This window comes from Ramlibacter pallidus (assembly GCF_015070875.1).
In the GTDB taxonomy this organism is placed as follows: Bacteria; Pseudomonadota; Gammaproteobacteria; order Burkholderiales; family Burkholderiaceae_C; genus Ramlibacter; species Ramlibacter pallidus.
Genome location: NZ_JADDIV010000004.1, coordinates 164,373 through 175,929, shown reverse-complemented (window position 1 = coordinate 175,929; position 11,557 = coordinate 164,373). Strand labels below are relative to the sequence as shown.

The 11,557-nt window shown below is 71.2% G+C and carries 11 protein-coding genes; 7 read left to right on the top strand and 4 right to left on the bottom strand.

What is annotated here, in order from left to right; all coding sequences use genetic code 11:
- Positions 1-11: 11 nt before the first annotated feature.
- From IM787_RS14025 to IM787_RS14015, 3 genes are all read left to right on the top strand, one after another.
- A complete protein-coding gene (locus IM787_RS14025) occupies positions 12-383 on the top strand; it encodes a DUF305 domain-containing protein (RefSeq protein WP_227494378.1) in 372 nt (123 codons plus the stop codon).
- 60 nt (positions 384-443) lie between these two features.
- Positions 444-1,466 carry an LLM class flavin-dependent oxidoreductase gene (locus IM787_RS14020; protein WP_193677305.1) on the top strand — a complete coding sequence of 341 codons (1,023 nt, stop codon included), beginning with the start codon at positions 444-446 and terminating at the stop codon, positions 1,464-1,466.
- Between the two features lie 85 nt (positions 1,467-1,551).
- Positions 1,552-2,340: a helix-turn-helix transcriptional regulator gene (locus IM787_RS14015; RefSeq protein WP_227494377.1), complete on the top strand. Its 789-nt coding sequence runs from the start codon at positions 1,552-1,554 to the stop codon at positions 2,338-2,340.
- Positions 2,341-2,396: 56 nt separating this feature from the next.
- On the opposite strand, the gene IM787_RS14010 is transcribed toward IM787_RS14015, so the two are convergent.
- Complete coding sequence (locus IM787_RS14010; RefSeq protein ID WP_193677304.1) at positions 2,397-4,097, bottom strand: tannase/feruloyl esterase family alpha/beta hydrolase; 1,701 nt, start codon at positions 4,095-4,097, stop codon at positions 2,397-2,399.
- 179 nt (positions 4,098-4,276) lie between these two features.
- On the opposite strand from IM787_RS14010, the gene IM787_RS14005 reads away from it, so the two are divergent.
- The 4 genes from IM787_RS14005 to IM787_RS13990 are packed head-to-tail and all read left to right on the top strand — an operon-like array spanning position 4,277 to position 8,764.
- Positions 4,277-5,974, top strand: coding sequence for an AMP-binding protein (locus tag IM787_RS14005; RefSeq protein ID WP_193677303.1), 1,698 nt, complete (start codon positions 4,277-4,279; stop codon positions 5,972-5,974).
- Entirely contained in the window at positions 5,971-6,789 is an 819-nt protein-coding gene (locus IM787_RS14000; protein WP_193677302.1) for an enoyl-CoA hydratase/isomerase family protein, read from the top strand. Before IM787_RS14005 ends, IM787_RS14000 begins: the two co-directional genes overlap by 4 nt.
- A 13-nt stretch (positions 6,790-6,802) precedes the next feature.
- Positions 6,803-7,720 (top strand): SDR family NAD(P)-dependent oxidoreductase, encoded by a 918-nt coding sequence (locus IM787_RS13995; RefSeq protein WP_193677301.1) that lies wholly within the window; start codon positions 6,803-6,805, stop codon positions 7,718-7,720.
- A gap of 42 nt (positions 7,721-7,762) precedes the next feature.
- Positions 7,763-8,764, top strand: coding sequence for a Bug family tripartite tricarboxylate transporter substrate binding protein (locus IM787_RS13990; protein ID WP_193677300.1), 1,002 nt, complete (start codon positions 7,763-7,765; stop codon positions 8,762-8,764).
- A 34-nt stretch (positions 8,765-8,798) separates the two neighbouring features.
- On the opposite strand, the gene IM787_RS13985 is transcribed toward IM787_RS13990, so the two are convergent.
- Genes IM787_RS13985 through IM787_RS13975 form a run of 3 tightly spaced genes read right to left on the bottom strand, consistent with a single transcriptional unit; the run spans position 8,799 to position 11,525 of the window.
- On the bottom strand, positions 8,799-9,530 hold the full coding sequence (locus tag IM787_RS13985) for an ABC transporter substrate-binding protein (RefSeq protein WP_193677299.1): 732 nt from the start codon (positions 9,528-9,530) through the stop codon (positions 8,799-8,801).
- Between the two features lie 28 nt (positions 9,531-9,558).
- A complete protein-coding gene (locus IM787_RS13980; protein WP_193677298.1) occupies positions 9,559-10,113 on the bottom strand; it encodes a class I SAM-dependent methyltransferase in 555 nt (184 codons plus the stop codon).
- A 14-nt stretch (positions 10,114-10,127) separates the two neighbouring features.
- Positions 10,128-11,525, bottom strand: coding sequence for an APC family permease (locus IM787_RS13975; RefSeq protein WP_435531159.1), 1,398 nt, complete (start codon positions 11,523-11,525; stop codon positions 10,128-10,130).
- Between the last annotated feature and the right edge of the window lie 32 nt (positions 11,526-11,557).

Here is an 11,557-nt window from a genome sequence, read left to right as displayed (position 1 = left end):
GGGAGGCTGTCATGAGGATGCTCGTTCCCCTCGCCGCGGCTACGGCGGTCCTGCTGTCCGGATGCGCCCACCATGCGCAGGGCATGCACGGCGGCGGCATGCATGGCGGCATGCATGGCTCCATGGCCGGCACGCCGTCCTACCAGATGCACCAGCACATGATGGGCGGCATGCAGCAGATGCAGTCCATGCCGCTCTCCGGCAACGTCGACAAGGACTTCGTGCGCATGATGCGCATGCACCACCTGCAGGGCATCCAGATGTCGCAGATGGAACTGCAGCGCGGCAGCTCGCCCGAGGTGCGGCAGATGGCGCAGAAGATCATCGAGCAGCAGCAGGCGGAGGTCCGGCAGTTCGACGAGTGGCTGCGCCGCAACCCCTGACCCCGCCCCCTCATTGACCCTGCTCCGGCAGGCTTGCGCCCGGCGCGGCAAGATGCGCGCATGACAGAAGCAGACAAGCAAGGGGCCGTGCCCCTGTCGGTGCTGGACCTCGCGCCCATCGTGCAGGGCGGCGACGCGGGCCAGTCCTTCCGCAACACGGTGGCACTGGCGCAGCAGGCCGAGCGCCTGGGCTACCACCGCTACTGGCTGGCCGAGCACCACGGCATGCCGGGCATCGCCAGCGCGGCCACCGCCGTGCTCATCGCCCACGTGGCGGCCGCCACCCGAACCATCCGCGTGGGCGCCGGCGGCGTCATGCTGCCCAACCATTCACCGCTGGTGATCGCCGAGCAATTCGGCACCCTGGAAGCGCTGTTCCCGGGCCGCATCGACCTGGGCCTGGGCCGCGCGCCCGGTTCCGACCAGGCCACCGCCCGTGCGCTGCGCCGCAACCTGCAGAGCGATCCGGACGAATTCCCGCGGGACGTGCTGGAGCTGATCGACTTCATGTCCGACGAGCCGCGGCAATCGGTGCGTGCGGTCCCCGGCCAGGGCGCGAAGGTGCCGGTGTGGATCCTGGGCTCCAGCCTGTTCGGCGCCCAGCTCGCGGCGATGCTGGGCCTGCCCTACGCTTTCGCCTCCCACTTCGCGCCGCAGCAGATGATGGATGCGATCGAGATCTACCGCGCGAGCTACAAGCCTTCGGCCCGATGGCCGAAGCCGTACGTGATGCTCGGCTTCAACGTGGTCGCCGCCGAGACCGACGAAGAGGCGCAGCTGCTCGCGACGTCGCAGCAGCAGGCGTTCGTGAACCTGCGCAGCGGCCGGCCCGGGAAACTGCCGCCGCCGCTGCCCGGGTACCGCCAGTCCCTGGGAGCGGCCGAGAAGGCCCTGCTCGAGAGCGTGCTGTCCTGCGCCGCGATCGGATCGGCCGAGACGGTGCGGGCCGGGCTCCGAGCCTTCGTCGCGCGCACCGGCGCCGACGAGCTCATGATCGCGTCCCAGGTCTACGACCACGAGGCGCGCATGCGCTCGTACGCCATCGCCATGGAAGCCTGGCAGGTCCGCACGCTGCACGACTGACGCACGGCGCGCGGGTCGCCATGCGCCTGCGGGATGAGGGAAAGCGCCGAGCCTGCGCGGCCGCCGGATGCCCGATGATGTCGGCATGAGGAAATGGACCGCGTCCGCTCCCGGCCTGCCGGCGGCGCCCGGGCAGGCGCTGGCCTGCATGATCGACGAACTCGGGCAGCCCGGCTTCGCCAGCGTGCTGCTGGGCCAGGTGCATCCGCTGGTGCCCGCCGCCTCCTTTTCGGTGTACCAGATCGGCAGCCGCGAACCCCGCCTGTTCATGTCGGCCACGCGCGGCGTGCCGGACCGCACGCGGGAATGCTGGCGCGCCTACCTGTCCGGGCCGCACCGGCAGGACCAGAGCCTGGAGGGAGCCGCCGGCGACCAGGACATCGTGCTTTGCCATGTCGACGCCGGTGAAGTGCCGGTGGAACACCGCGTGCGGGTGTACGAAGCCCACGGCATGGCCGAGCGCATCTCCGCGGTGCGACGCGAGCCCGACGGCGCCTTGTTCGCGCTGAACCTCTACCGCCACCTGCACCAGCACCCGTTCACCGACGCGCAGGTGTGTGCCTTCGAGTCGGTCGCACCCGCGCTCGTGGCGCTTGCGCGCAAGCACGTCGCGCTCACTCCGGTGCCGCGCGAGGAACGGACGGTCGAGGGCGCGCGCCAGCGGCTGGCGCTGCTCGAAGCCGGCCTGACGGCCCGCGAGCTCGACGTCTGCGCGCGCCTGCTGCGCGGCATGACGCACGAAGGCATCGCCTCCGACCTTCGCCTGTCGCTGACCACGGTGAAAACCTACCGCAACCGGGCCTTCGACCGGCTCGGCATCCACTTCCGCAGCGAGCTGTTCGCCCTGGTGGCCGGATTGCCCGACCTGCACTGAGCGTCCCGTGAAAAAAGGCCGCTCCCGGAGCGGCCTCTTTCATTCACCGTGCGGGCTCACTCGGAACAGGTGAAGTTCTCGGCGTCCTCGATGCTGCCCGAACCCTTGTACTTGGCGAACTGCGGATAGGGACACAGCGGCCGCGTGCGGCTGGGGAACCAGGCGTTGTTCGGCAGGGCCTTGGCCAGGATCCGGTCGGGCGCGGCGCCCTTCTCCACCCAGTCCACCATCGCCTGGATCGCGTCGTAGCTGTCCGTGGCCGGCCCGCCGGCGCAATGGTTCATGCCGGGGACGTAGAAGGCGCGCGCGAACTGCTTCGTCGCGGCCAGCCCGCCGTTGTTCACCACCAGCTGGTCGTAGTAGCGCTGTGACTCGGTCGCCGAGAAGATCGGGTCTGCCATGCCATGCACGATCATCAGCTTGCCGCCGCTGCCGCGGTAGGCCGCCAGCGTGGTGTCCCGGTAGGTGTCGTACACCTGCGAGAACGCCTCCATGCGCAGCGGGTCGAGGTCGAAGTTGAACGCCAGGATGTCGAAGCCGGGGTCCGGCGGCGTGAAGAACTCGTGGCGCAGCGCATCGGCCATCAGCGTGACGTAGGCGGAGTTCGGGGTGGCGGTGGTCGAGGACCCGAGCGTCCATGCACGCCAGCCGGGGGCGCGTACCCCGTTGTCCCAGGGCTGGCCCGTGTACAAGGCGATGCCGAAGGAGTTGCGCGGTCCGCCGAACACGTCCTTCACCGCCCCCACCTGGTTCGCGGTCAGGCAGGTGGCGGTCTTGGCGCCGGCGCACTGCAGCACCACCGGGTCGAAGCTGCAGCTGGTGGTGTTGCCGACCATCCCGTCGGCGACGCCGTCGGCGGCATCGCATTGCTGAAGGATGGCGTCGCCGAGCAGATTCATGTCGGCGCTCGAGAGCGCCTGGGACAGCACGGGTGCGCCGTTGCCATCCAGGGGCGCGGCCGCAGTGAGCTTGATGTGGTTCCACATCGCCGCGACGGTGGCGCCGCTGGACACGCGCATGGCCGGCGCGCCGGCGATGATCCCGTCGAAGTAGTCGGGGAAGCGCTGCGAGAACATCATGCCCTGCCGGCCCCCGCCCGAACAACCGGCGAAATAGGAATACGACGCCGGCTTGCTGTAGCGGCTGGCGATCAGCGCCTTCGCGGCCCGGGCAGTCTTGTCGTGCGCGGCATAGGCATGGTCGATCCTGGCCTGCGCCTCGGCGCCGAACGACGCCGCGGTACCGCCCTGGTGGCCGGCATCGGTGGAGACCACCGCGAAGCCCTGTCCCAGCGGCGAAGGCGTGGCACCGGAGATGCCCGCGGTGCGGGAGGTGTCCGCCAGGGAACCGTCGTTGCCGCCGCCACCGAGGTACAGGAAGCGGCCGTTGAAGTTGTCCGGCAGGCTCAGGCGGAAACCGGTGTGGTAGTTCTTGCCGTCGGCGCCGACGCGCGCGTCGATCTTGCCTTCGATGACGCAGTGGCCCGGCAGGAGGTCGCCCGCGGGCACGTTGCCGACGCGGCGCGTGCCATCGGGGTGGTAGACGGTCGTGACGGTGGTGTTCGCCAGTCCGGGCGCCGCCGGCAGCGCCTCGCACCAGGCCTGCGACTGCGCCGCGGTGAGCACCGGGATATCGGGCGGCGGCGTGCCGGGGTCGGCGGGCGGGGCGACGACCAGGTCGCTGCCGCCGCCGCAGGCCGTGAGCAGCCCCGCGAGCACGAGCAGGCTCGCGTTCGTGGACAAGTGGGATGCGCGCATTCGTGTCTCCTGTTCTGGGTGATGCGCGGCCAATGTAGATCGCCGTTCGCGGCGCGACTGTCCTCCCAGAAGACGACAACCCGCGCGGCTGTCCTCCTCTGGGAGGACAAGGCGGCGGGGTCCCCGACAGTACAGTCGCCGTCGCGCCGCAGGACCCTGCGCGCCCGAACAGGACCGGCATGGCAGTACGAAAGGATGCATCCTTCTGGGATGCGGAGACCGAGGGGCACGCGTTGCTCGACATCACGGTCGGCGAGTTGCTCGACCGGCAGGCGGACCGTTTCGGCGATCAGGACGCGGTGGTCTACCGCTATCCGGAACACGGACTCGACCTGCGGCTGAGCTTCCGTGCATTGCGCGACCGGGTCGATGCGCTGGCGCGCGGGCTGCTGGCGCTCGGCGTGCAGGCGGGCGACAAGGTCGCCGTGCTGGCCACGAACGTGCCCGAATGGCTGCTGCTCGAGCTGGCCGTCCCGCGCGTCGGCGCGGTCCTCGTCACCGTCAACACCAACTCCCGGCGCGAGGAGCTCGGCTACCTGCTGCGGCAGGCCGAAGTCCACACGCTGTTCCTGCAGGCCGAACACCGCGGCAACGCCTACCTGGAGACGCTGCGCGGACTGGTTCCGGAACTCGCGGGAGCCGATGCGCAGTCGCTGCTGCCGGTGGCCAGCAAGGACTTCCCCGCGCTGCGCCATACCGTCCTGCTCGGCGCCGGCGGCGGCCTCCCTGGCTTCGATGCCGTGGTGCGTGCTGGCGACGGCGTGCCGGAAAGCACCTTGCGCGCCCGGCAAGCCGCGGTGCGACCGGACGACGTCTCGCAGATCCAGTTCACCAGCGGCACCACCGGCGCTCCCAAAGGCGCCATGATCACGCACCGTGGCAGCCTCAACAACGCGCGGCTTTTCGGATTCCGTGCCGGCTTCCGCGCCGGCGACCGCATGGTCACCGCCATGCCCTTCTTCCACACGGCGGGCAACGTGCTCGACGTGCTGGGCCTGCTCGCGCACGGCGGCACGCTGGTCAAGGCGATCCAGTTTGAGCCGCTGAAGCTGCTGGAGCTGGTGCAGGCGGAGCGCGCCACCATCCTGCACGGCGTCCCCACGATGCTGATTGCGATGCTGCAGCACCCGCGCGCGGCGGAGTTCGACACCGCCAGCCTGCGGCTCGTGCTCTCCGGCGGCACGCCGATCCCGGTGCCGGTGCTGGAACAGGTCAAGGCACGCTTCGGCGCCGACCCGGTCATCGGCTTCGGCATGACCGAGGCCAGCCCGATGGTGACGGGCACGCCCTCCTCCGACAGCTTCGAGCTGAAGTCCGCCACCGTGGGCAAGCCGCTGCCGCACGTGGAGGTGAAAATCGTCGACGCCGCGGGCGTGGCCGTCCCGCACGGGCAGCCGGGCGAGCTGCTGGTGCGCGGCTTCGGCGTGATGAAGGGCTACTACCGCATGCCGGAGAAGACCGCCGAAGCGATCGACGCGCAGGGCTGGCTGCACAGCGGCGACCTCGCCACCATGGACGCCGGGGGCTACATCCGCATCGTCGGCCGCATCAAGGACATGATCATCCGCGGCGGCGAGAACGTCTACCCGGCGGAAGTGGAGAGCTTCCTCATGCGGCATCCCGCCATCCAGCAGGCGCAGGTGGTGGGCATCCCCGACGCCTACATGGGCGAGGAGTCGGCGGCCTTCATCCAGTGCCGCGAAGGCCACGCGCTGGACGCCGCCACGGTGGAATCGTATTGCCGCGCCCACATGGCCCGCCACAAGCTGCCGAAGTACGTCCGCTTCGTCACGGACTATCCGCTCACGCCGAGCGGGAAGGTCCGCAAATTCGAGCTGCGCGACCGGCTGCTGGCCGAACTGAAGGAACGGGCATGAACGACGGCGCGCTTCCGCTGCTCTACACGAAGGACGGGCCGATCGCCACCTTCACGCTCAACCGGCCCGCGGCCCGCAACGCGCTGACGCCGGAACTCGTCTGCCGCCTGGCCGACGCCGTGCGCGATTTCGTCGAGGATCCCGCGCTGCGCGTGGGCATCGTCACGGGTGCGGGTGAGAAGGCGTTCTGCGCCGGCGGCGACCTGGGCACCATGCTGCCGCTCCTGAGCGGCGACCGCGCCCCGGCCGACGCCTGGGACCGCCGCGTGCTGGACGAACCCTTCGTGATGGCGGCCTCCTCGCTGCGCGAGTTCCCCATCGACAAGCCGCTGGTTGCCGCCATCAACGGCGCCTGCCTGGCGGGTGGCATGGAGATGGCGCTGGGCACGGACATCCGCGTCGCGGCCGACACCGCCATCTTCGGCTGGCCGGAAGTGCGGCGCGCCGTGATCCCGTTCGCCGGATCCCTGGTGCGGCTGCCGCGGCAGGTGCCGCATGCGCTGGCGATGGAGCTGCTTCTCGTCGGCGAGCCGATCGGCGCGGCGGAGGCCCACCGCATCGGCCTGGTGAACCACGTGGTGGCGGCATCCGACGTGATGGCCAAGGCGCTGGACCTGGCGCGGCGCATCGCCGCCAACGGCCCGGTCGCGGTCCAGGCCGTCAAGCGCACGGTACGGACCACCAGCGGCGTGCCGCTGGAACAGGGCTTCGTCCTCGAGGACGGGGCCAAGCGCATCGTGATGGCTTCCGAAGATGCGCGCGAAGGCCCGCGCGCCTTCATGGAAAAGCGCGAGCCGCGCTACACCGGCCGCTGATGGAGGAACAGGCATGAACGAAGACCGCATCGACCTCTCCGGCCAGGTCGCGATCGTCACCGGCAGCGGACGGGGGCTGGGCCTCGCCTTTGCCCGGGCGCTCGCCGGCGCCGGCGCCGCGGTGGTCGTCAACGACGTGGATGCCGACGCTGCGCAACGCGCCGCCGAAGGCATCGTCTCGGAAGGCGGGCGCGCGGTGGCGGAAGCCGTCGCGGTCGGAACCGCCCAGGCCGCGGACCGCCTGGTGGCACGCGCCGTGGACAGCTTCGGGCGGCTCGACCTGATGTGCACCAATGCAGGCATCCTGCGCGACCGCGTGCTGTGGAACATGTCGGACGAGGAGTTCGACGCCGTCGTGCAGACGCACCTGCGCGGCACCTTCACCTGCGCCCGCGCCGCCGTGCGGCAGATGCGCGCACAGGCCCAGGGTGGCCGGGTCGTGCTGGTCAGCTCCATTTCCGGCCAGCGCGGCAAGTTCGGCCAGGGCAACTACGCCGCGGCCAAGGCCGGCATCGCGGCCATGGCGCGCACCTGGGCGCTGGAGTGCGCGCGCTCGAACATCACCGTCAATGCGATCGTCCCGGTGGCGATGACGCCCATGGTCGCGAGCATCCCCGCGCTGGCGCCGCTGGCCGACGCCGTCGCCCGCGGCGAGCCCCTGCCCGCCAAGGTGCGTCAAGGCCTCGGGCTGGGCACGCCCGAGGACGTGGCGCCGCTGCTGGTGTTCCTCGCCTCCCGCCACGCGGCCGACGTCAGCGGCCAGTGCATCGGCATCGGCGGCGACAAGCTCTCGCTCTGGTCGCACCCGGCCGAGGCGCGCATCGCGCTGCGCGAAGGCGGCTGGGACGCGGCGGCGATCGCCCGCGCCTGGACCACCGGCGTGGGCCAGAGCCTCGAGCCCTACGGCGACGACATCCAGGTGCCGGACTGAATCCCTTCCAGAAACCCGAACCGAGACAAAGGAACCCTCTCCATGAACCGCTCCCGCCCGTCCCTCCGCATCGTGCGCCGCACGCTGATCGCCGGCCTGTGCGCCGCCGCGCTCGCGCCGCAGGCCTGGTCGCAGACCGGCGCCTACCCGAACCGCCCGGTGCGCCTGATCGTCGGCTTCCCGGCCGGCACCGGCCCCGACATCGTCGCCCGCCTGCTGGCCCAGAAGCTGTCCGAAGGCTGGGGCAACGTCGGCGTCGTCGTCGACAACAAGCCGGGTGCCGGCGGGCTCATCGCGGCGAGCGAAGCCGCGCGCGCGGCTGCCGACGGCTACACGCTGATGCTGGGCGAGACCGGCCAGCTGAGCATCGCGCCCAGCAGCTACAACAAGCTGCCCTACGACCCCGCGCGCGATTTCGCGCCGGTGTCGCAGGTGGTCAGCGCCGATTTCGCGCTGCTGGTGAATCCGCAAAAGGTGCCGGCCCGCAACGTCAAGGACTTCGTGGCATGGTCGAAGCAGCAGAAGGGGCTCTTCGTGGCCACCTTCGGCGCGGGCACGCCGGGGCACTTCGGCGCCTACATGTTCGGCGAAGCGGTCGGCCTCCAGCCCGAGCCCGTGCACTTCAAGAGCACCGGCGACGCGCTCGCCGGCATGTTCAGCGGCGACACCCATGCCGTGTTCGCCAGCGTGGGCCTGGCGGCGCCCAACGTGAAGGGCGGCAAGCTGGTGGCCCTGGGCACGACCGGCCCGGTGCGCGCCGGCGCCCTCCCCGAAGTCCCGACGATGAAGGAACAGGGCTACAACACGCTGGAGTTCAGCTCCTGGTTCGGCGTCGTCGCGCCCGCGAAGACCCCGCCGGAGGTGCTGGCGCGCCTGCAGGCCGACATCCTGAAGGCGGTGCGTTCGGCCGATGGGCGCCAGAAGCTGGAGGAAGCGGGCTTCCGCGTGACCGGCACCACGCGCGAGGAGTTCACGCGCATCATCGCCGCCGACACGGCCACCTGGGGCAAGGCCGTGAAGGCGACCGGGTTCAAGGCGGACTGACGGGCCTCCCGGCGCGGGCGACCCGTCGTCCGCCTCAGGGCGTGGCGGGCGCCACGCCCGCGCCGGCGATCCCGTGCCGCGCCAGCGCCTGCGCGACGAAGCCGGTGCGCTTCATCTCCTCGACGTAGGCCCGCAGCGCGGCCGCGGCGGCGTCGCCGCGGCTGCGCGGGCAGCCCATCGCCTGCTGGATCACCATGAAGCGCCCGGGCAGGAGGCGCAGGCCCCGCCCGGCCGCGTCGGCCTCCAGTTGCTGCTTCACCCCCGCGGCCACGTCGGCGTCCTGCGCCAGGAAGAACTCCACCACCTCCGGTGAACTGGGCGCGCGCAGGATCGTCGCCTGCTTCAGCTCGCGCGACAGGTACAGGTCGTAGGCGCTGCCCTGGCCGACCACGACCTTCGTCCCGGCGCGGTCCACTTCCTCGTTCGCTCGCAGCGGCGAGCCGTCGCGCACGGCGTAGCAGCCTTCGATGAGCACGTACGGACCGGTGAAGCGGATGCCCTCCCCGCGCTTCGGGTCGATCGCGAAGAAGCCGATGTCCGCCTGTTCGTTCGTGACGGCGTCCACGGACTTGCCGGCGGTGTCGAAGACGACGAGCTCCAGGGGCACGCCCAGCCGCTCGGCCCAGCCGCGCGCCAGGTCGACGGACACGCCGCGTGCGCCGCCGGCGCCGTCGGGCGCGGCGAGGATCGGGTTGCCGGTGTTGATGGAGGCGCGCAGGCGGCCGGTGGGGGCGAAGGCGCGGGCGAGGTCGGCGTTCGGGCTCATGCCTGCATTCTCGCCCGGCCGCGCGCGCTCAGGCCTGCTTGTGCTCCGGCTTGATGGTCCAGGAGAGGATGCGGCGGTTGTCCACCTTCTCGACGCGCTCCGGCGGCCACTCGTCGCCCATGTCGAACTCGTGCGACACGACGCGCGTGCCCACCTTCAGCTGGCGCCACAGCTGCGGCCGCAGCTTCTGGTTGATCACCGGCAGCAGGTACAGCGTGACGACCGTCGCCCTGGAGAAGTCGCTCTTGAACAGGTCGCCCACGCGGAACTGCACCTGCTTCGTCACGCCCTCCTTGCGGGCGTTCTCGCGGGCTTCCTTGATGCGCTCCGGGTCGATGTCGATGCCGACGCCGCGCGCGCCGTGCTGCTTGGCCGCCGTGATGACGATGCGGCCGTCGCCGCAGCCCAGGTCGTACAGCACGTCGCCCTTGGCGACCGCGCCCATCTCGAGCATCTTGGCCACCACCTCCGGCGGGGTGGGCACGTAGGGCACGTCGAGCGCGGGGCGCTTCGTCTGGGCCGCCGCGTACGGCAGCAGCAAGAGGGATCCGCTCCAGGCCAGGAGCTCGCGTCGGTTCTGCATGGAGGACCTTCCTTTCAGAGCGCAGCGGGAGAGACGGCGGGGGCCGCGGAGCGCGCGCGCACCACGGCCAGCAGGACGAAGCCCAGCGCCAGCACCGCCACCCCGATCCAGGCCGCGTTGAAGCCCCCGAGCGACTGGCTGTAGACGTAGGAGAGGCTGGACCAGAGCATGTATGCGCAGGTGGCGCAGAAGACCAGCGGCAGCAGCGGGTAGAGCGGCACGCGGAACGGCCGCTCGCGGTCCGGCTCGCGCCGGCGCAGCACGATGAGCGCCACGCCGGTGAGCAGGAAGAACAGCCAGAACACGGGCGCGGTGAACTCCACCATCGCGCGGAAGCCGCCGCCGGTCGCGGCGCCGAGCGCCACCAGCAGCAGCGCCGTGACGTTCTGCAGCCGCATGCCGTGCACCGGCGTGCCCCGCTGCCCGTCCCAAAGCGCCAGCGTCCGCAGCGCCGGCCAGTCGCGGCCGACGGCGTAGTGGGTGCGCGCGCCGACGATCATCGTCGCGTTCATGGACGTGATCGCCGCGACGGCCACCAGCACCGAGATCAGCTTGTCGCCCGTGTTGCCGAAGGCCGCGCGCATCAGGTCGGCCGCCACGGCCTCCGACCTGGCCATGCCGGCGAAGCCCAGGCCGCGCAGGTAGGCCCAGTTCACCAGCAGGTACAGGGCGGTGATGAGCAAGATCGACCAGACCAGCGCGCGCACGATGTCGCGTTGCGTGCGCATCTCGGAGCTGATGTACGCGGCCTCGTTCCAGCCGCCGTAGGTGAGGAGGACGAACACCATCGCCAGGCCGAAGGCGCCCAGGCTGGGCGTCGCCGCCGGCGGTGCGGCCACCGGCGCGGCCGGCGTGCTCGCGCCCAGCAGCCACAGCGCCGCCGCGACCAGCAACACCAGGCCGCCCACCTCCAGCGTCGTCAACCAGCTCTGGGTGGAGGTCCCGGCGAGGATGCCGCGCGCGTTCACCCCCCAGAGCGCCAGCACGGCGATCGCCGCCCACAGCGACGGTCCCCACGTGCCGAGCGGCAGCACCTGCTGCATGTAGTCGCCGAACACGAAGGCCAGGAGCGCGATGGAGCCGGTGGCGATGACCGAGAAGCGGGCCCAGGCGAACAGGAAGGACACCGTGGGGCCGTAGGCGCGCCGCAGGAAGTGGTAGTCGCCGCCCGCGTGCGGCCAGGTCGTGGTGAGCTCGGCGTAGCAAAGGGCGCCGATGAGCGAGATCACGCCGCCGAGCACCCAGGCCCCGAACATCCACTCGACGCTTCCCGTCATGCCGGCCACCATCGAGGGCGCCTTGAAGATCCCCGCGCCGACGACGACGCCGATGATCAGCATCACGGCCGAGCCGGTGCCCAGGACGGCGGCCGGCCCAGCCGGGCCGCGTGCGCGAACCTCCGTTGCGGACACCTGCGAACCTGGAGAGGACGGCTGTGTCATGG

Coding starts and splice junctions, on each gene's coding strand:
- IM787_RS14025 (WP_227494378.1), top strand. CDS start 12: ATGAGGATGCTCGTTCCCCTCGCCGCGGCTACGGCGGTCCTGCTGTCC.
- IM787_RS14020 (WP_193677305.1), top strand. CDS start 444: ATGACAGAAGCAGACAAGCAAGGGGCCGTGCCCCTGTCGGTGCTGGAC.
- IM787_RS14015 (WP_227494377.1), top strand. CDS start 1,552: ATGAGGAAATGGACCGCGTCCGCTCCCGGCCTGCCGGCGGCGCCCGGG.
- IM787_RS14010 (WP_193677304.1), bottom strand. CDS start 4,097: ATGCGCGCATCCCACTTGTCCACGAACGCGAGCCTGCTCGTGCTCGCG.
- IM787_RS14005 (WP_193677303.1), top strand. CDS start 4,277: ATGGCAGTACGAAAGGATGCATCCTTCTGGGATGCGGAGACCGAGGGG.
- IM787_RS14000 (WP_193677302.1), top strand. CDS start 5,971: ATGAACGACGGCGCGCTTCCGCTGCTCTACACGAAGGACGGGCCGATC.
- IM787_RS13995 (WP_193677301.1), top strand. CDS start 6,803: ATGAACGAAGACCGCATCGACCTCTCCGGCCAGGTCGCGATCGTCACC.
- IM787_RS13990 (WP_193677300.1), top strand. CDS start 7,763: ATGAACCGCTCCCGCCCGTCCCTCCGCATCGTGCGCCGCACGCTGATC.
- IM787_RS13985 (WP_193677299.1), bottom strand. CDS start 9,530: ATGAGCCCGAACGCCGACCTCGCCCGCGCCTTCGCCCCCACCGGCCGC.
- IM787_RS13980 (WP_193677298.1), bottom strand. CDS start 10,113: ATGCAGAACCGACGCGAGCTCCTGGCCTGGAGCGGATCCCTCTTGCTG.